13 protein-coding genes, 1 pseudogene and 1 riboswitch are annotated in these 20,446 nt (G+C 34.8%); of the genes and pseudogenes, 10 read left to right on the forward strand and 4 right to left on the reverse strand.

From position 1 onward, the window contains the following. The first annotated feature begins 167 nt into the window (after nt 1-167). Nucleotides 168-2,093, forward strand: a complete 1,926-nt coding sequence (locus Q0977_RS12820; protein ID WP_119415830.1) for an acyltransferase family protein — start codon at nt 168-170, stop codon at nt 2,091-2,093. An 88-nt stretch (nt 2,094-2,181) separates the two neighbouring features. Here the strand turns inward: Q0977_RS12820 and Q0977_RS12825 are convergent, their stop codons facing one another. Further along, nucleotides 2,182-4,206, reverse strand: coding sequence for a Na+/H+ antiporter (locus Q0977_RS12825; RefSeq protein WP_299514597.1), 2,025 nt, complete (start codon nt 4,204-4,206; stop codon nt 2,182-2,184). A 217-nt stretch (nt 4,207-4,423) separates the two neighbouring features. Between Q0977_RS12825 and Q0977_RS12830 the strand changes: the two genes are divergently transcribed. The 4 genes from Q0977_RS12830 to metH all read left to right on the forward strand — a co-directional run bounded on the left by Q0977_RS12830 (nt 4,424) and on the right by metH (nt 12,269). Next, nucleotides 4,424-5,809: a protoporphyrinogen oxidase gene (locus tag Q0977_RS12830; RefSeq protein WP_119415828.1), complete on the forward strand. Its 1,386-nt coding sequence runs from the start codon at nt 4,424-4,426 to the stop codon at nt 5,807-5,809. 114 nt (nt 5,810-5,923) lie between these two features. Then, a complete protein-coding gene (locus Q0977_RS12835) occupies nt 5,924-6,583 on the forward strand; it encodes a class A sortase (protein WP_119415827.1) in 660 nt (219 codons plus the stop codon). 154 nt (nt 6,584-6,737) lie between these two features. Further along, nucleotides 6,738-6,836: riboswitch (SAM riboswitch) on the forward strand. A gap of 158 nt (nt 6,837-6,994) precedes the next feature. Beyond that, on the forward strand, nt 6,995-8,854 hold the full coding sequence (locus Q0977_RS12840; protein WP_124218143.1) for a bifunctional homocysteine S-methyltransferase/methylenetetrahydrofolate reductase: 1,860 nt from the start codon (nt 6,995-6,997) through the stop codon (nt 8,852-8,854). Then, a complete protein-coding gene (gene metH / locus Q0977_RS12845) occupies nt 8,835-12,269 on the forward strand; it encodes a methionine synthase (RefSeq protein WP_299514612.1) in 3,435 nt (1,144 codons plus the stop codon). The genes Q0977_RS12840 and metH overlap by 20 nt, the downstream gene beginning before the upstream one ends. Nucleotides 12,270-12,321: 52 nt before the next feature. On the opposite strand, the gene rpoN is transcribed toward metH, so the two are convergent. Then, nucleotides 12,322-13,617, reverse strand: coding sequence for an RNA polymerase factor sigma-54 (gene rpoN / locus Q0977_RS12850; RefSeq protein ID WP_299514615.1), 1,296 nt, complete (start codon nt 13,615-13,617; stop codon nt 12,322-12,324). A gap of 326 nt (nt 13,618-13,943) precedes the next feature. Between rpoN and Q0977_RS12855 the strand changes: the two genes are divergently transcribed. Together Q0977_RS12855 and Q0977_RS12860 are read left to right on the forward strand one after the other, a co-directional pair. Next, nucleotides 13,944-14,948 carry a fatty acid desaturase gene (locus Q0977_RS12855; protein WP_299514667.1) on the forward strand — a complete coding sequence of 335 codons (1,005 nt, stop codon included), beginning with the start codon at nt 13,944-13,946 and terminating at the stop codon, nt 14,946-14,948. 136 nt (nt 14,949-15,084) lie between these two features. Further along, on the forward strand, nt 15,085-15,690 hold the full coding sequence (locus Q0977_RS12860; RefSeq protein WP_124218145.1) for a response regulator transcription factor: 606 nt from the start codon (nt 15,085-15,087) through the stop codon (nt 15,688-15,690). A 90-nt stretch (nt 15,691-15,780) separates the two neighbouring features. Here Q0977_RS12860 and Q0977_RS12865 read toward each other — a convergent pair whose 3' ends face one another. Then, nucleotides 15,781-16,752, reverse strand: coding sequence for a proline dehydrogenase family protein (locus tag Q0977_RS12865; RefSeq protein WP_124218146.1), 972 nt, complete (start codon nt 16,750-16,752; stop codon nt 15,781-15,783). 408 nt (nt 16,753-17,160) lie between these two features. Beyond that, a pseudogene (locus Q0977_RS12870) lies at nt 17,161-17,406 on the reverse strand (ABC transporter permease); the annotation flags it as partial. Between the two features lie 65 nt (nt 17,407-17,471). Between Q0977_RS12870 and Q0977_RS12875 the strand changes: the two are divergent. The 3 genes from Q0977_RS12875 (at nt 17,472) to nadE (ending at nt 20,424) form a co-directional block, all read left to right on the forward strand. Then, nucleotides 17,472-17,975, forward strand: a complete 504-nt coding sequence (locus Q0977_RS12875; RefSeq protein ID WP_299514623.1) for a methylated-DNA--[protein]-cysteine S-methyltransferase — start codon at nt 17,472-17,474, stop codon at nt 17,973-17,975. Nucleotides 17,976-18,106: 131 nt separating this feature from the next. Continuing rightward, nucleotides 18,107-19,591 carry a nicotinate phosphoribosyltransferase gene (locus Q0977_RS12880; RefSeq protein WP_124218147.1) on the forward strand — a complete coding sequence of 495 codons (1,485 nt, stop codon included), beginning with the start codon at nt 18,107-18,109 and terminating at the stop codon, nt 19,589-19,591. Between the two features lie 5 nt (nt 19,592-19,596). Next, nucleotides 19,597-20,424 (forward strand): ammonia-dependent NAD(+) synthetase, encoded by an 828-nt coding sequence (gene nadE, locus Q0977_RS12885; protein WP_299514670.1) that lies wholly within the window; start codon nt 19,597-19,599, stop codon nt 20,422-20,424. The last annotated feature ends 22 nt before the right edge of the window (nt 20,425-20,446 follow it).

A 20,446-nucleotide genomic window follows, 5' to 3' on the forward strand; every position in this document is an offset into this window, starting at 1 on the left:
TGCAAAATAAGATGTATGGGTTATTTGACGAATTTTGTCTAAATATCCTATTATTTTTGGCTTAAAAGTATATTTGAAATTACAATAACTATTGGAAAATCGAAATACCTGAGTCAAGGTGCTTGTAGATAATCAGTTTTTATAAGTAGAAGTAGGAGGGTACCTTCATGCCTAAACCGGTGAAAACAAATCACAGATACATAAGTGGTTTAGACGGTCTGAGGGCTATATCGGTAATTGCAGTGATTTTATATCACCTACATGTTAGTGGAATTGTGGGTGGCTATTTAGGCGTTACCATTTTCTTTGTGTTATCAGGCTATTTAATCACAGATTTACTGTTGAATGAATATGAAAAGTACGGAAAAATCGATTTAAAAAGCTTCTGGATACGGAGGTTTAGAAGATTAATCCCTGCATTATTCATCATGTTAATACTAATTGGTTTTTGGATTACGTTATTCCAACGCTCTTTTTTAGTGGGATTGCGTTCCGAAATATTAGCAGCTGCATTTTATATTAGTAATTGGTTTTATGTTGTTCAGGAGCATTCATATTTTACAAAATTTTCTCCGCCATCACCCTTACAACATATGTGGTCATTAGCGGTAGAGGAACAGTTTTATATTATATGGCCACTTATTTTAATAGTTTCTTTATCCTTTATACGCAAAAAGGAGAAATTTGCTTTATGGATAATTGGTGGAGCTATTATATCGGCGATAATGATGGCAATTATGTATACTCCAGGAGAAGATCCTAGTCGTGTATATTACGGTACAGATACAAGAGCATTTTCACTATTAATAGGCGCAGCATTAGCATTTGTATGGCCAAGTGGAAAACTGAAAGAAAAAGTTACAGATGAAGCAAAGAAATTATTAAACTGGGCTGGGACAGGAAGTTTCTTAATTCTTCTTTTAATGTTTATATTCATGCATGAAGAAGGACCATTTTTATATTATGGGGGCATGTTATTTGCTTCTATCGTAACAGCTATTTTAATCGCAACCATTGTACACCCAGCAAGTCAGGTTGGAGATATATTGAGCTTTAAGCCGCTTTTATGGGTAGGGGTTCGATCTTATGGTATATATATATGGCATTTCCCACTAGTTGTTTTGATGGGTGCAGGTGTGGATGGGGTAGATGTTCCTTTGTGGAGAACGCTTTTCATCATTGGTTTGACGCTTCTTTTAGCTGAGCTTTCTTGGCGATTTGTTGAAGATCCAGTTCGAAAAGGAGAATGGAAGATTTGGTTACATAAATTTCAAACCCATGAATGGTCTTGGAACTGGAAAGAATGGGCATTACCCTATAGAATAGGCTCTGCCTTTGTAGGGTGTATTATTATCGTCTTTGCGATGGGAATGGTATTTACCCCCGCTCAAAAGCAAACAAATAGTGAAGCATTAGAGCAACATTTGAAAGACGAACAAAAAAAGTTAAGCGAAGAAAAAGATATAAAAGAAAAGACACTACCATCTTCAACAGCATTAGATAAGGAAAAAGTAACTAAAAATGTGGAAACTGCGCATGAAAAAAAGTCGATTGCAACAGCTGTAGCAGCTAAAAAAGAAACAACAGGTAAAGATATTAAGGCGATGACCGTCTCCCCATCCATAAGTGTGACGGCTATTGGAGATTCTGTTATGTTAAGTGCTGCATCCTCATTAAAGAAGCAAATTCCACAGATTGTCGTGGATGCAAAAGTTGGACGACAAGTATATGAAACGGTTAAAGTTGTTAATAATTTAAAGCGAAAAGGTAAGTTAGGCAAAGTAGTTTTGCTCGGATTAGGATCTAATGGAGATTTCAGCAAAACTCAACTAGAAGATTTATTGAAAGAAATTGGTAATGATCGCCATATCTATCTTGTGAATACACGAGTTCCACGTAACTGGCAAAACAGTGTCAATCGCAAAATCAATCGTGCAGTAAAAAGCCATAAAAACGTGAAGCTAATTGATTGGTATAGTATGACAAATAGACAGTATGATTTGTTTTATGACGATCAGATACATCCAAACCAAAAAGGTGCGAAGTATTATACAGCTTTAATCAGCAATAAAATCGCAACAGGAGAAAGATAATTCTTTCTAAAAAGGCTACGATATTAGTGGAATCCACATTATCGTAGCCTAAATTTTTGAAGGATTATCAAGAGTTTAGAAACACGGCTTACTCCACATGTTCATACAAGTTGACACTTTCAATATAATTAACAAACCTTCGTAAATCTCGTTCTTCCTCTTTACTAATCTCGCCAGCTTCGTACATCCTATGAATTTCAGCTCGTTCGGTTTCCGTAATCACTGTCCGTAATTCATTTTTTAACTCTTCATGTTTATTTGAAATTGTTGTAACTTCTTTATTTATTAGAGAAATGGCTCTTTCATATTCGAATGCAATCATATAATAAATTTCAGGATTTGGTGCCAATTTTGCCTGTTCTCTTAGAAATTCTAAAGCATGCTCGTATGCATTTTTCCTGATTACTTGTTTCATCCGAACATAAGAGACGAACTTTTCTTTATTCAACAGGTATTTTTTCCGCGCCATACGCCATTCTCGAATAATCCGGTATAATACAAACGAAAAACCTTTTTGCATATTGTGTTGGATAATGCGTTTTCTTTCTGAAAAAGTGGATTGAATGGCCGTATACATATCTTGATCTAAATGGTGTCCCTTGTATAGTTCTTCAATATATTGTTCCTCAACTACCAACGCTTGTAAACGAATTTTTGTAATCTCACTTTGGTATTTAGGCTTTCCGGTTTTGGCAGCACTAGTATCAATTTGTACTTGACGAAACATTTGCTGATATTCTCCAATCAGTTGGTAAGCTATATTACGATTATCATCATTCATTTCACGATGAATTCGATTAATAGATACAAGTAAAAGTTGCTTTTTTGCTTCATTGAAATTGTGCTGTTTTTCGATAACATCCCCAACTTCGCTTGAATCAATAAGGATAGGAAGGAAAATTGTTGCAACGATTAACGTAAATAAGATTACAGCCGAAGCTAGAAATAAAATCAATGAGCGCTCGGGGAAAAATGAGCCACTTTCCGTGATGAATGGCAATGATAATACACCAGCCATAGTAACAGCTCCCCGAACTCCTACGAAGCTACTAAGTAAGCTTTTTTTCAAAGTTGGCTGATCATCATTTCCTTTTTTAAATGAGTAAATAGCATTGAAATGAGACCAAAGGAAACGTATCCCTAGAATGACAATACCAATTGCAAGTGCGTATCCTATTAACTTCCAGTTATTGATACTTGTATTTTCAATCGATTCTTCCATGGAGGAAGGAATATTCAAACCAAGTAAAAGGAATACAATACCATTTAGGATGAATAAGACAATCGACCATGTATTTTCAGTTAGTAATTGTTCTTCTGCTAGTAATATCTCCGTCTTATCTTTAACTAAAGCTTGAGCAATACCAGCAACGACAACTGCAATAACACCTGAAGCATGGAAGACATCTTCTGCAACAAGATAGACGATAAATGGTGTTAACAATTGCAAAAGCGTATGGAAAATAACATCTCGAATACCAGCACGGCGTAATGAAAAACGGATTTGCGTTAGTATAGTACCGACAACTAAACCTAAAATTCCGCCAATTAAAAATGTGTAAGAGAAATTTAATAACGCTTCTTTAATAGAGAAATAGCCAGTGACGACAGCGACAACTGCATATTTAAATGCTACTAGTCCTGAGGCATCATTGATCAATGATTCCCCACGTACAACATTTAAAATTTTCTCAGGTATTTGAATGCGCTTTGCAATACCATTTACAGCAACGGGGTCTGTAGGAGAAAGTATGGCTGCTAGTGCAAATGCAGCAGCTAAAGGTATAGAAGGTATTAACCAATGTATAAAGTAACCACCGGCTAAAGTTGTAATTAGTACTAGAATAATGGCATTGCCCAAAATAGGCATCTTCATATTCCATAATTCTTCACGGGGAAAATTACGACCATCATTATATAAAAGTGGTGCGACAAACAGCAAAAGGAACCATTCTGTTTCAAGTTCTAATGTAATATTACTAAATAAAAGTGCTAATATAACTCCTATAGCAATTTGAATAAGAGCTGTAGGAATAAAAGGTAAGTAGTGCCCTATTATATTTGAAATAAGCAAACAACCTATTAGCAATAGAATAATCATCAATAAATCCATCTCATCATCCTCGCTATGTAAGTGGAACTTTTCCACTCCTTAATTAAAAATAATAAGATATTAAAATAATTTCTACAAACAATATCCATTTTTCTAAAAATCGTCATAAATCACTTAAACTGTTGTGACCAAAATCATGGCATCCATTGATATGAAAGATTATACTAAGATTTGTCAAGAATCGAATAATCTCGTGAATATAAAGGAGTTGGACAACTTGAAAACAGTTGTTGTAGTTGGCGGAGGCATTACTGGGCTTTGCACTATGCATTATTTACAAAAACAGAAAAGAGAAAAAAATTTAGATATAAATCTTGTGCTAATAGAGAAAAATGAATATCTAGGAGGCAAAATACATTCGGAGCATAACCATGGATTCATCATGGAAACAGGTGCTGATTCAATCGTTGCCCGCCATAAAAGTGTATTGCCTCTTGTCCAAGAAATTGGATTAGAAACTGACCTCGTTTATAATGGCACGGGTATATCATATATATATACGAATAATACATTACATGCTATCCCTGCTGATAGCGTATTTGGGATCCCTACAAGCATCGAATCATTAAATAGCAGTACACTAGTTTCACCAGAGGGAAAAAAAGAAGCATTAAAAGACTTAGATTTACCGAATGACCGTTTCACAAAGGATAGCTCGATTGGTGAATTTCTTGAATACTTTTTAGGAAAAGAGTTAGTCGAAAAGCAAATTGCTCCTGTTTTATCGGGTGTATATTCAGGTGATTTGTATAAGTTAACAATGGCATCTACATTACCATATTTACTAGATTATAAAGAACAATATGGCAGTATTATCAAAGGGTTTGGCGCAAACCGTGAGCAATTCCAAAAGTCATCAGACAAAAAGTTTATCTCTTTTAAAAATGGACTTTCACAATTGATTGATCGCTTAGAAGAAACGTTAACAGATGTAGAAATTATAAAAGGTCTAGCAACGACGAATATTACAAAAAGTGATGACCGATATATATGTTCGTTTGATAAACATGAAAATATTATCGCCGACTATATTGTATTAGCAACCCCACATGCAGTAACGAGTAAGATATTAAAAGACAAAAGAATTGATGAAGAACTAAATACCATTCATAATGCTTCTATTATTACCATTTATGTAGGATTTAATATTCCTGATGAAAAGCTACCAGCTGATGGTACGGGCTATATAGTATCAAAAAATAGTGATGTAAAATGCAATGCTTGTACTTGGACAAGTCGCAAGTGGAACCATACATCTAAATCGGGTAATTTACTTGTCCGTCTATTTTATAAAAGCTCAAATCCTATATTCAATAAGCTCAAACATTTAAACGAAGAAGAGTTAACTGCAATAGCATTGGAAGATATTAAGAAATCATTAAAATTAGATAGCGAACCAGCTGTTGTAAATGTGACAAAATGGAATGATTTAATGCCTGTCTATGGTATGGGACATGCAGAAACGGTAAAATCATTGACTACCCAATTAGAAGAAAAATATCCACATGTTATTTTAGCAGGATGCTCATATTATGGAGTAGGCATTGGAAATTGCATTAAAAACGGACAAGACACAGCAGAAAAAATTATCCAATCAATTTAATAATTCTAAGTTTCTATGACCAAGAGCTAATCTCTCTCTTGGTCTTTTTTTATTGTAATATTGGAACTCACTATGTAACATGGAAAGATAAGAAAAAAGAAAGAGGTTTATAAAATGATGAGAAAGTTGAGTTTAGTGCTCGGTATTTTATTACTCTTTACGGGATTAGTATTGACCTTTCAAAAACCAATAATGGTATTGTTGGTAGATAACATGTCTAAGGAAACAATCCAAAAGACCAATATTGAAAAAGCAAAGACAACACCACAGGCAACTTTCGATTTTGCAAAGGTGGAAAATATTCGTTTACAAGATGTACTTGATGCCCAAACGAAAAAGAAAGATGTACATGCAATTGGAGCAATTAGTGTACCGGATGTTCATATGCAATTACCAATCGTCTATGGAATTTCAAATATTAATTTAACGGTTGGTGCAGGAACGATGAAACAAGATCAAGTTATGGGACAAGGAAATTACTCTTTAGCTGGGCATAATATGAATAATGGTAAAACCTTATTTAGCCCATTAACAAAAGCACAAGAAGGTATGAAAGTTTATATTACAGATTTCAGAAATATATACGAATATCAAATTTCTGATATGTTTATCGTCAAGCCAACACAAGTAGAAGTGATTCAAGATCAAGGAGATGAAAAGCTAATCACACTTGTCACCTGTAACTATAATGGTGAAAAACGTATGATTATTCGCGGAAAACTCATTAAGAAAGAAACATATACTGATGATACGAGCTATTTTAAGTTAAAATAAATTTTTATAGCTTACTAAAAGTCTTTCCTTTTACAACCGTAAAATGAGTTGCAATTATAAAAAATACAAATGTAACTCATTTTTTCATATGTCCTTGACGAAAAGTATATTAAGGAGTATGATTCTTTTAATTATTCTAAAAATTAAATATTATTTCTTATCAAGAGAAGCTGAGGGACTGGCCCTATGAAGCTTCAGCAACCAGCCAATTGGTCAGGTGCTAATTCCAGTGGAGTAATCCTGTAGATAAGAAGGAGCAATCAATATGCATTCTAAAACCTTCTTATTTTTTGTTAAGAAGGTTTTTTATTTTAAATTTGATGAAATTCCCACATCGATTTTTCTCACAAGCTCAATGTGGAAAATAATACCGAGTGGTAGGACTACGGTGGAAAAGAAAGGAAGGACAGTATGGGACTTTTAGAAAAACTTCAATCGCAAGTTTTAACTGCAGATGGTGCAATGGGAACATTATTATATTCGTATGGAATCGACTATTGTTATGAGGAATTAAATGTTAAAAAGCCAGAAGTTATTGAGAATATCCATCAACAATATATCGATGCAGGTGCAGACATTATTCAAACGAATACTTATACAGCAAACGCTATTAAATTAGAACGATATGGTCTTGAAAATTCTGTGAAAGCCATAAATGAGAGTGCCATTCAGATTGCAAAAAAAGTTGCTTCAAAAGGGGAACAGTTTGTTTTAGGGACAATCGGTGGTATTCGGGGTATTCGAAAAAGTGATGCGACTTTAGACGAAATCATTCGGTCGTTGGATGAACAGGCAGGAATTCTACTAGCTGGTAATCCGGATGGACTTTTGCTTGAAACTTATTATGATTTTGATGAATTAAAGGCAGCAGTAAAGCATTTGCGCAGAATCACTGATGTTCCAATAATTTCGCAAGTATCGATGCATGAACCAGGTATTTTGCAAAATGGTTTACGATTAAATGATGCTCTTCACCAATTAGAAGCAATCGGCGCTGATATCGTAGGCGTTAACTGTCGCTTAGGTCCACACCATACTATCCAAGCCTTTGAAGATGTAGAACTCCCATCAAAAGCCTTTCTTTCGGCTTATCCTAACGCAAGCCTTTTAGATGTTGAAGATGGCAAAATAGTTTATGAATCTGAGGCAGAATACTTTGGCAGATCCGCAGTATTGCTAAGAGATCAGGGAGTAAGGTTGATTGGTGGATGTTGCGGAACAACACCAAAACATATAGAAGCGGTCAAACACCGTTTGGCAGATCTACCACCAATTCAGCATAAAGTAGTTAAGCATAAAGAAGTCATATTGATTAAAGAAGCTACAAAAGAAAGTTATAAGCCACTTCATGAGAAGGCGAAAAAGGAACGTTCTATTATAGTGGAACTTGATACACCAAGGCATTTGGAAATCGAAAAGTTTATAGAAGGTTCCAAGGCTTTATATGAAGCTGGAGCTGATGCTGTGACCATGGCAGATAATTCACTTGCCTCACCGCGAATTAGTAATATGGCGATGGGATCAATATTAAAGCTAAATAATAATATTCGCCCTCTTGCCCATATAACCTGTCGTGATCGGAATTTAATCGGTTTGCAATCACATTTAATGGGGTTAAATGCGTTGGGCATTCATGATATTTTAGCGGTTACAGGCGACCCATCCAAAGTAGGGGATTTTCCAGGCGCAACAAGTGTATATGATGTCTCTAGTATTGAACTTCTCCAACTTATAAAAAAATTGAATGAAGGTATTTCATTTTCTGGAAAGCCACTCCGGAAAAAAGCGAATTTTTCAGTAGCTGCAGCATTCAATCCTAATGTACGTGTAGTAGAGCGTGCAGTTGGTCGGTTAGAGAAAAAAATCGAAGCGGGTGCAGATTATTTCATCACACAACCTGTCTATAGTAAAGAAAAAATTATTGAAGTGTATGAAGCAACAAAACATTTAGAAACGCCTATATTCATTGGTATCATGCCACTTACAAGTGTAAGAAATTCGGAATTTCTGCATCATGAAGTGCCGGGTATTAAGCTTTCTGAAGAAGTATTAGAACGTATGAGAGCGACAGGTGAAGATAAGGAAGCCGCGAGATTTGAAGGAATTGCTATTGCAAAAGAGCTGATTGATACAGCGGCCGAATTGTTTAATGGAATCTATTTAATCACACCATTTATGCGTTATGATATGTCAATTGAGTTAATGAACTATATACGCGAATTAGATTTCAAGAGAGAGGATGAAAGCAACTATGTCAAAGCATCTCATTGAAGAACGACTTGAAAATCACATTTTAGTTTTAGATGGTGCCATGGGAACGATGTTGCAAAATGCAAATTTAACAGCGGAAGATTTTGGTGGAGAGGAATATGAAGGGTGTAACGAATATTTGAATATTACTCGACCAGATGTTGTTGAATCGATACATCGTGCTTATCTTGAAGCAGGTTCAGATGTTATTAGTACAAATACATTTGGCGGGACACCAGTTGTTTTAAATGAATATTCTTTAGGAAATAGAGCAGAGGAAATCAATAAAAGAGCAGTAGAAATTGCAAAAAAAGCGGCGGCCGAATTTTCAACTCCCGATTGGCCGCGCTTTGTAGCGGGCTCTATGGGCCCAACTACCAAAACACTTTCAGTAACGGGTGGTATTACTTTCGATGAGTTACAACATGATTTCTATGTACAAGCGAAAGGACTAATTGAAGGCGGAGCGGATGTTCTTCTACTTGAAACAAGTCAAGATATGTTAAATGTCAAAGCGGGCACTTTAGGGATTAAGCAAGCTTTTGAAGAGCTACATAAAAAGATTCCTGTGATGATATCAGGGACAATTGAACCTATGGGTACAACACTAGCTGGTCAAGGAATCGAAGCATTTTATATTTCAATTGAACATATTAATCCTTTATCAGTTGGATTAAACTGTGCAACAGGTCCTGAATTTATGACAGATCATTTGCGCTCTTTGTCTGAAATTGCAACAAGTTATGTTAGCTGTTATCCAAATGCTGGTCTCCCTGATGAAGAAGGACATTATCATGAAACCCCAGAATCCTTATCAAAAAAACTTGCAGGCTTTGCAGATAAAGGATGGTTAAATCTAGTCGGTGGTTGCTGTGGAACAACGCCAGATCATATTCGAGCAATACGAGAGGTTGTCAAAGACCAAAAACCACGCAAGAAGCCTGATCATGAGCATGGTCATGTAGTATCTGGTATTGATTCATTGGTTTATGACGATTCTATGCGTCCACTATTTGTTGGTGAACGGACAAATGTTATCGGTTCTCGTAAATTTAAGCGACTTATTGTAGAGGAAAAGTATGAAGAAGCATCAGAAATTGCTCGTGCTCAAGTGAAGAATGGCGCGCATGTTCTAGATATATGTTTAGCAAATCCAGATCGTGATGAATTGGAAGATATGAAGAACTTTATGCAAGAAGTTGTGAAAAAAGTTAAGGTACCTATTGTAATTGATTCAACTGATGAAAAGGTAATTGAAGAAGCACTAAAATACTCACAAGGAAAAGCAATTATCAATTCTATTAACTTAGAAGACGGGGAAGAACGTTTTGAAGCAGTATTACCAATCGTCAAAAAATATGGTGCTTCAATTGTTGTTGGCACAATTGATGAGAAAGGTATGGCGGTTGATCGACATCGTAAGTTAGAGATAGCTGAACGTTCTTATGATTTACTCGTTAACCAATGGGGAATAGCACCAGAAGATATTATTTTTGATCCACTTGTTTTTCCAGTTGGAACAGGTGATGAGCAGTATATAGGATCAGCTGTTGAGACAATTGAAGGGATTCGGTTAATTAAAGAAAAACTACCAAGAGCTCTAACAATTCTTGGTGTTAGTAATGTTTCATTTGGGTTACCGCCAGTTGGACGTGAAGTATTAAATGCTGTGTACCTTTATAACTGTACACAAGCAGGTCTTGACTATGCCATTGTTAATACAGAAAAGATTGAGCGTTATGCTTCTATCCCTGATAATGAAAAACAATTAGCAAATGATTTACTATTTAAAACAACAGATCAAACATTAGCGAAGTTTACAGATTTCTATCGTGATAAAAAGAAGGAAAAAACAGAAGCAGATATTCCTAAAACAGTTCCAGAACGTTTAGCTTATTATATAGTTGAAGGTACAAAAGAGGGGTTAATACCGGATTTACAAGCTGCTTTGAAACAATATGATACACCGTTAGATATTATTAATGGACCTCTTATGGATGGGATGGCTACTGTAGGTAAACTTTTCAACGATAACCAGCTTATTGTTGCGGAAGTACTGCAATCTGCAGGGGTTATGAAAGCGGCGGTATCATTCCTTGAAGACTTCATGGAGAAAAAAGAAGATGATACAGGGAAAGGCAAAGTAATCCTTGCAACTGTAAAAGGGGATGTACATGATATTGGGAAAAACCTAGTAGATATTATTTTAAGTAATAATGGCTTTAAAGTAATAGATTTAGGAATCAAGGTGACTCCTCAAGCGTTAATAGAGGCTATTCGTACCGAAAAACCCGATATAGTTGGCTTATCAGGCTTACTTGTAAAATCAGCTCAACAAATGGTTGTTACTGCACAAGATTTTAAAGAGGCACAGATTGAAACACCAATTATGGTTGGTGGGGCTGCATTATCTCGAAAGTTTACAGATACCAAGATTGCGAAGGAATACGGTGGTCCTGTGTTATATGCTAAAGATGCGATGCAAGGACTTGAAATAGCCAACCGATTGCAAAGTGATGATAAAGAAAATCTTTTACATGAAATATATGCAGCTCAAGAAAAAAGAATGGCACAAGAAGCAAAAAGAGGAGAGAGAACGGCCGTTGCTGTTGCTCCAAAACCTGTTAAAACAGTACGAAATGATGTACCTGTATTTGTACCTCAAGATTTAACAAGACATATATTAAGAGATTATTCCGTTGCGCATCTTCAACCATATGTGAATATGAGAACCTTAATCGGACATCATCTTGGATTAAAAGGTTTCAATGAAACGATGCTCGAAAAGGGTGATGAGCGAGCTATTGAACTATATGAATTAGTAACAGGATTTTTAAAATCAGGGATTTTAAGCCCATCTGGTATGTATCAATTCTTCCCAGCACAATCAGATGGAGATGACGTAATTATTTATGATCCTAATGATACTAAAAAAGAGATTGAACGTTTTACATTCCCACGTCAACAAAAGAAGCCATTCTTATGTTTGGCTGATTTCTTAAAATCGGTAGATAGTGGAGAAATGGATTATGTTGGATTTATGCAAGTAACAGCAGGACATGGTGTTCGTGAGGCGGCTACTCGTTTAAAGGATCAAGGAAAATTCTTAGAAAGTCATGCATTACAAGCCACAGCTTTAGAACTTGCGGAAGGATTTGCTGAACGGATACATCAAGAAATGCGTGACTTCTGGGGATTCCCTGATGGTACTGATTTTACAATGCGTGATCGCTTTGCAGCAAAATACCAAGGACAACGTTTCTCATTTGGCTATCCAGCTTGTCCTAATCTCGAAGATCAAGAAAAACTATTTAAATTGATCAAGCCAGAAGATATAGGTGTTACATTAACCGACGGTTACATGATGTCTCCAGAAGCATCTGTTAGTGCCATGGTTTTTGCACACCCAGATGCACGGTATTTTAATGTAGAATAAAATAGTCAAAAGCCCATCTTTAGCTGCGGACTAGATGGGCTTTTACATTTGATTATTTCCATATTTTTCGCATACTGGCTGTTGGAATTTGCAGCTCATCACGGTACTTACTAATAGTTCTTCTAGCTATTTGTATAGCGTATTCAGAATTTAAATACTCCGAGATTTTTTGATCGGAGTATGGTTTATATTTGTTTTCTCTTTGAATAATTTGTTTTAATAATGCTTTTACTTTTTCTTGAGAAATTTGACCGCCATCATTTTTAGAGATTTTAGAAGTGAACAATGATTTCATCTCAAATGTTCCGATAGGCGTTTGGATAAACTTATTTGATGTTGTACGACTTACGGTAGATTCATGCATATCAATTTCCTCTGCAACTTCTTTTAAAGTTAATGGTGCTAGATGGGCAATGCCATTTTTAAAGAAATCTAATTGTTTATTGATTAGTACATGCATTATTTTGATAATTGTATTTCGGCGCTGTTCAATACTGTTTACGAGCCACTGGTAATTCCTATGATGATTAAGGATATATTGTTTATCTTCACTATTTATAGTTGGTACATTTAAGTAATGCTTATTTAGATGGATTTGAGGAAGATAATAATCGTTTAAGTAGAATGTCAATTCATTTTCCTGAAATTCTACAATAATATCAGGTTGCACATATTCAATGCTATCAGAAATAGAAAAATTGCAAGGTCTTGGATTGAGTGTTTGGATTTGTTTGTTTAATTGTTGTATGACTTCTACGGAACATTTCATATTTTTAGCAATCATTTGCCACTTGTTTTCAGCAAGTAATGGCAAATGATTTTGAATTAATTCTTGTAAAATAAGATGGTTCGGATATCTATATTGACATTGCATTATTAGACATTCTTTTAAATTTCTTGCTCCAATTCCAATCGGTCCAATCTGTTGAAGAAGTTCAATCCCCTTTGTAATGAATTCTGCAGAATAAATTGCATTGCTATCTTCTATTATTAGGTAACCAAAATCATTCAAATTATTGATAATATACTTTAGTAATTTTTGTGTATCTCTATCTTTAAAATTTAAATTGACCATTTTCAACAAATAATCTCTTAGATTTTCTTCAATTGGTTTTGAAATATCGGATGTTGCCTGTTTTGCATATTTAGATGGTCTAAAAGGTGGAAGTTTCTCAATTTGTGGTGACGTTGGTTTTTCTTGAAGGTCAATCAATGGATTTTCTAATTCTTGCTGGCGTATAAATTGTTCTAAATCGTATGTTGAGTATTGGAGTAATTCTATAGATTGTCTTAGCTGAGTTGTCATATACAATTTAAGTTCTTGGCGTTGTTGAAGAAAAAGATTCAAAAAAATCCCTCCATAAAACTAAATGGCTAGAATAATCCCCAAAATTCTTAAAAAATCTACTCTGGGTATTAATTATTATACTCTATGTATCTATTCTAAATGATAAGGATAGGTGAAGAAAAATATTATTCAAAATATTTTTCCAATATTATCATTAAGTACATAATAATTAATTGCTTTTAGCACCGAGAACATGATAAATGTCATGTCTACCTCATGACATCTATATCTATTGTAAAACGATGAGTGAAAGTATGATGAGTCCAACAGGAAAAAAGGTTGGAGGGATCTCTTTGACAGATCGTGAAAAAACAAAACAGCTAAAAATGGCAGTTACACCTTTCGCAACTTCTGATACAAAAAAAAGTATCATACAAATAATAAATACAATTATTCCCTTACTCGCAATATTAACTGCTGCGTATTGGATTATTCCTTACACAATGTTAGGGGCAATTGGACTTAGTATCATCGCAGCAGGATTCGTAGTTCGTACATTTATCATTTTCCATGATTGCACACATGGTTCGTTCTTTAAGAATAAAAAAGCAAATGATTTCATGGGATTTATAACAGGAGTTCTTACGTTATTTTCATATGAAAAGTGGAAAAAAGAGCATATGATTCATCATGCTTCAAGTTCTAACTTGGATAAACGGGGAATCGGTGATATTTGGGTAATGACAGTTGATGAATATTTAGAAGCTTCTAAATGGAAAAGATTCTGTTACAGAGCTTACCGTAATCCACTTGTTATGTTTGGATTAGGACCTTTATATTTAGTGTTAATCGATAGCCGATTTAATCACAAAAACGCAAAGAAAAAGGAACGTTTAAATACTTATTTATCAAATATCTGCATCGCCGCAATTATTACTGGCATCATTTTACTGACAAATGTTCAATCGTTTTTAATCATTCATGGTACAACAATGTTTGTTGCTGGATCGCTTGGTATTTGGTTATTCTTTATCCAACATACATTTGAAGATTCTTATTTTGAAAATCAAAATGATTGGGACTATGTAAAGGCGGCAATAGAAGGAAGTTCTTATTACAAACTACCACTTGTTTTACAATGGATTACAGGTAATATTGGCTTCCATCATGTACATCATTTAGCACCACGTGTACCAAACTATAAATTACAAGAAGCTCATACAAAAACACCACCATTGCAACATGCAACGACCATCACTATTAAGACAAGTATGGAATCATTACGTTACAAATTGTATGATTCACCTAACAAACATTTTGTAACGTTTAAAGAAGTGAAAAAACGTGTCGTTTCTCATGATTACAAGTTAAGATCGCTAAAAATATCATAAAGAGCTGAGAGTCATTCCTAAATAGGGGTGGCTTTTATTTTAGAAAAATGAAAATCGAAAAAAGTCGAGGATAATCGATTATTTGCTATAATTAACGTAAAGAGAATCGGAAGTCATTTCAAAGGAAGTGGATAAGATGATTAATATAGTAATTGCTGAAGATCAAGGAATGCTGCTAGGAGCTTTGAAGTCATTGATTAATATGGAAGATGATATGGAAGTTGTTGGAGTAGGGCATAATGGTGTAGATGCATTAAAACTGGTTGATAAGTATCAGCCAGACATTGTCATTATGGATATTGAAATGCCTGAAAAAACAGGGTTAGATGCTGCAGAGGATTTGAAAGAAAAAGACGTCAAAGTCATTATTTTAACGACATTTGCTAGACCAGGTTATTTTGAACGAGCAAGAAAAGCGGGAGTTAGAGGCTACCTGCTAAAAGATAGTCCGATAGAGGAATTAGTAAATGCTATTCGAGTAATTATGGATGGTCGCAGAATTTATGCTCCAGAATTGATCGACATCGTTTATGAAGAAGAAACAGAAAATCCCCTCACTGATCGTGAAAGCGAAGTATTGGGACTTGTGGCAAAAGGAAAAACAACAAAAGAGATTGCAAGTGAACTATTTTTATCTCCTGGGACTGTTCGAAATTATATATCGACAATTTTAGATAAGCTAGAAGTAAGCAATCGAATCGAAGCTATAGCGAGATTTAAAGAAAAAGGCTGGAATAAATAAAAAGTAAAAATCCCGATTACATCCTTCTGGAGGTAATCGGGATTTTTAATACCTGTTCTTATTAAGGAAAATTTGCTTAACCCTTTAGCTTCATCTTCGTTTTGTTAAACGCCCAACTATAAAACCTGCTGCCGCTACGCCGAGTAAGGTATTTGTTTTTTTATTAAAAACTTGTTTGATCACAAGTTCAATATTTTGTGGACGTTCAGCTAATCGTCGCATGAAGTAGCCATACCAATCTTGTCCAAATGGAACGTATGTGCAGAAATTATAACCTTCTTTTACAAGTTGAAGTTGCATATCTTGGCGGAAACCGTATAACATTTGGAATTCGTATTTTTCGTTTGGTATATTATGGTCAGCGATAAATTTCTTTATATGATTAATAATATTGTGATCATGTGTTGCAATTGAAGTGAATTTACCATGTAATAAATGATATTCTAAAAGGTCTATGTAATTGCGGTCGATATCTTCTTTTTCTTGATAAGCAACGTCACTTGATTCTTTATAGGCCCCTTTAACAATGCGTAAACGAAAGTCTTTAAATTTTTTAATATCGTCTTTAGCACGAAGAAAATATGCTTGAATAACGGTCCCAATATTTTGATGATCTTTTGATAATTTTTCAAGTAAATTAAAAGAAGGTTGTAGACGTTCATAATTTTCCATATCGAAGTTCACGAAAATATTATATTGGTCTGCTAATGCAACGATCTCTTTTAAATTTCTATAGCAAAAGTCATAGTCAATATCTAAACCAAGTTGAGAAGGCTTTAAAGAAATATGCGCGTCTACATTGTTTTGGTGAATAGCTTCAATAACAGCTAAAATTTGTTCTTTTGCTGCTGTTGCTTCAGATTGGTCATGAACAAATTCCCCTAAGTTGTCCACTGTACAAGAGATACCATGTGAGTTTAACTCTTTAATACTGTCCATTACTTCTGCAATGTTAGTCCCAGCAACTACGCTAGCAGCACCTAATTTCAATCCATACTTCTTAGCATTGTTATTTAAAAATTGGTTTTCGGATAACGCGATAAAGAAATCTTTAAGTGACATATGCTATTCCCCTTTATGATGAAAGTATATTTTAATAGATTATATCACAGAATTTTGAAAAAATATTCCATAAAAAGATATCCTTGTAGTTGAGGATAAATATGTATATACTGCTATATTATTTTTGATAAAAGGCTTAAATGAAGAAATGTGTGGCAGTTAAGTTAGAACAAATAAGGCTCCATACGTTCTAAGGCTCATTTGTGTCGAAATTTGTTGGTTTTTATGACAAATAAGTTGCATTCATCCTATAAAATCTGTAACTTAGTACATAGGTACAAAATTAATATTATGACGCCAAAAAACGTTTTCCCTTCATGGAAGAGGGAAAACGTTTTTTTGCATATTTAGAATATAGCAAGCATTTGCTATCAATGATTATTTAATGGTCTAATAGATTCTCCATGCTTAAAATTTTTCTTTTAACATTTGCATACGATCATTAAACAATGTTGGATAGGATAAAAACCCCAATATAATGCTAGAAACTGCAGCAGAAGTTAGTAACATAAATAAGACCATTAATTGAAATTGAACAGCTTGAACAGGGTCAGCACCAGCTATTATTTGACCGCTCATCATGCCGGGTAGTTGCACTAACCCAATTGTTTTTTGACTTTCGATGGTTGGAATCATACTTGCTTTGAAAGATGAATCTATTTTGTAAGTATCCTATAATATGGATAATTATTATCTAAATATATAACGGAGGAACAATTTTGGAGATTATCTATTGGACTTCATTCAACCAAAAAGAGTGGGACATTTTCCTAGCAGCTACGGAAAATGGATTATGTTATGTAGGAACATCAAAAGAATCGATTGAGGCATGGCGTAAAAAGTATTATAAAACATTCGAATTAGTAGAAAACAGTGGAAAATTGATCAAATACCAAAAGCAATATGAAGAATATTTTTCAGGGAAAAGAACTATCTTTGATATGCCATTAGATTTACAAGGAACACCATTTCAAAAAGAAGTATGGAAAGGATTACTTCAGATTCCATACGGTAAGACAACTTGCTATTCAGACATTGCTAACCGTATTAAACGTCCAAAAGCGGTAAGAGCTGTTGGCGGAGCAATAGGCGCAAATCCAATCTTAATAGCGATTCCTTGTCATCGGATAATTGGGAAGAACGGAAAACTGACAGGTTTTAGCGCGGGTATTCCGTTAAAAAAGGCATTGCTTCAGATAGAAAATGTACCGTATAAAGAATAATGATTTTGTGAAAGGTAAAATAAAAGATCTTGATATTACAGCTGTCATGACATACTAGCATTTTTAAAGACATATTTAAAAATAAATAGTGTATACTATGATGTATTAAGATGGTGGAAGAAGGGAATAGCATGATGACAAAATATCCTGACGATAGCCTAGCGCTACATACAGATTTATATCAAATCAATATGGCAGAATCTTATTGGGCAGACGGAATACATAATCGCAAAGCCGTATTCGAGCTCTATTTTCGAAAATTACCATTTGGGAATGGTTACGCTATTTTTGCCGGTTTAGAAAGAATGTTGGAGTACTTACGTAATTTTCGAATGAGCGAATCTGACTTAGAGTATTTACAAAAAGTTGTTGGATATGATGAGGATTTTATTGAATACTTAAAAAATCTACGCTTTACAGGTGATGTCTACTCTATGATTGAAGGGGAACTTGTCTTTGGAAATGAACCGATTGTTCGAATTGAAGCGCCCCTAGGAGAAGCACAGCTAATCGAAACAGCATTACTTAATATTGTGAACTACCAAACTCTAATAGCAACAAAAGCAAGCCGGATTAAACAAATTGTTAAAGATAATGTTGTGATGGAATTTGGTACACGCCGTGCACAAGAAATGGATGCAGCAATTTGGGGAACAAGAGCAGCAATTATTGGTGGCTTTGATTCTACAAGTAATGTAAGAGCGGGTAAACTATTCAATATACCTGTTGCAGGTACACATGCTCATTCCTTAGTACAAGCGTATAAAAGTGATTATGAAGCCTTTCATGCTTATGCAAGACGACATAAAGACTGTGTATTCCTTGTCGACACTTTTGACACATTAAAATCTGGTGTACCTACAGCGATTAAAGTCGCAAAAGAACTAGGAGATAAGATTAACTTTATCGGAATTCGTTTAGATAGTGGCGATATCGCATTCTTGTCAAAGGCTGCTCGTAAAATGTTAGATGATGCAGGGTTTACGAAAGCTAAAATTGTTGTATCAAATGATTTAGACGAGTATACGATTCTAAACTTGCTTGCTCAAGGTGCGAAAGTAGATCAATGGGGTATTGGTACAAAGCTAATAACTGCATATGACCAACCTGCATTAGGAGCAGTTTATAAACTTGTTTCACTGGAGGATAAAAATGGCAGGATGAAAGATCGTATTAAAATCTCTGCCAATGCTGAAAAAGTGACAACACCAGGATTGAAAAAATTATACCGTATTATTGATCTTGAAAATGGTAAGGCAGAAGGCGATTATATTACCATGATGGATGAGAATCCTGAATCACAAGAACGTATTAAAATGTTCCATCCAGTCCATACATTTATCTCAAAATTTGTCACAAACTTTGAAGCAAAAGATCTTCATAAAAAGGTAGTTGAAAAAGGTAAAATCGTATATGATAGCCCTTCAGTACAAGATATGAGAGCCTATGCTTCTGAAAATCTAGAATTGCTATGGGACGAATACAAACGTTCATTGAACCCTGAAGAGTATCCTGTAGATTTAAGCCAAAAATGCTGGGATAACAGAATGAGAAATATCCAAGACGTGAAAGATATGGTTCGAGATATTGATGCTAGTTTAGGGGGGAATATTTAATGGCTATGTCTTTGCAACAAAAAATTATAGAGGAATTACATGTACTTCCTCAAATCGATGCGAAAGAAGAAATTCGTAAATCTGTCGACTTTTTAAAGGAATATGCTACAAAGAATACCTTTTTAAAGGGCTTTGTACTTGCATTGTCAGGTGGTCAAGATTCTACTTTGACTGGTAAATTAGCACAACTTGCAGTAAATGAGTTAAATGAAGAAGCTGGAGAAAACAAGTACTCTTTTTGGGCAGTTCGCTTACCGTATGGAGTCCAAGCAGATGAACAAGATTGTCAAGATGCTATCCAATTTATCCAACCAACCAAAGTCTATACAGTTAATATTAAACCTGCAGTAGATGTAAGCGTCCAATCATTAAAAGAAGCAGGAATAGAACTTACTGATTTCTTAAAAGGTAACGAAAAAGCGCGTGAACGTATGAAAGTTCAATTTGCTATTGCAGCTCACCATAATGCAGTTGTACTAGGTACAGATCATGCAGCAGAAGCAATTACGGGATTCTTTACAAAATTTGGTGACGGTGCAGCTGATTTAACACCCATCTTCCGTTTAAACAAACGTCAAGGTAAAGCATTGCTTGCCGAACTTAATTGTCCAAAACATTTATACGAAAAAACACCAACTGCAGATTTAGAAGAAAACCGCCCGTCATTGCCGGATGAAGTAGCACTTGGTGTTACTTATGATCAAATAGATGACTATTTAGAAGGTAAAGAGATTCCAGAAGACGCAAAAAAACAAATTGAAGGGCATTTCTTACGTTCAGAACACAAACGCCACTTACCAATTTCTATTTTCGATGACTTTTGGAAAAAATAAATATTTTTTAAAATTGAAAGTT

It is taken from the genome of uncultured Rummeliibacillus sp. (genome assembly GCF_934216135.1).
Taxonomy (GTDB): domain Bacteria; phylum Bacillota; class Bacilli; order Bacillales_A; family Planococcaceae; genus Rummeliibacillus.

Coding starts and splice junctions, on each gene's coding strand:
- metH (WP_299514612.1), top strand. CDS start 8,835: ATGTCAAAGCATCTCATTGAAGAACGACTTGAAAATCACATTTTAGTT.
- Q0977_RS12835 (WP_119415827.1), top strand. CDS start 5,924: ATGATGAGAAAGTTGAGTTTAGTGCTCGGTATTTTATTACTCTTTACG.
- Q0977_RS12880 (WP_124218147.1), top strand. CDS start 18,107: ATGATGACAAAATATCCTGACGATAGCCTAGCGCTACATACAGATTTA.
- Q0977_RS12840 (WP_124218143.1), top strand. CDS start 6,995: ATGGGACTTTTAGAAAAACTTCAATCGCAAGTTTTAACTGCAGATGGT.
- Q0977_RS12825 (WP_299514597.1), bottom strand. CDS start 4,206: ATGGATTTATTGATGATTATTCTATTGCTAATAGGTTGTTTGCTTATT.
- Q0977_RS12865 (WP_124218146.1), bottom strand. CDS start 16,752: ATGTCACTTAAAGATTTCTTTATCGCGTTATCCGAAAACCAATTTTTA.
- Q0977_RS12860 (WP_124218145.1), top strand. CDS start 15,085: ATGATTAATATAGTAATTGCTGAAGATCAAGGAATGCTGCTAGGAGCT.
- nadE (WP_299514670.1), top strand. CDS start 19,597: ATGTCTTTGCAACAAAAAATTATAGAGGAATTACATGTACTTCCTCAA.
- Q0977_RS12855 (WP_299514667.1), top strand. CDS start 13,944: ATGGCAGTTACACCTTTCGCAACTTCTGATACAAAAAAAAGTATCATA.
- Q0977_RS12820 (WP_119415830.1), top strand. CDS start 168: ATGCCTAAACCGGTGAAAACAAATCACAGATACATAAGTGGTTTAGAC.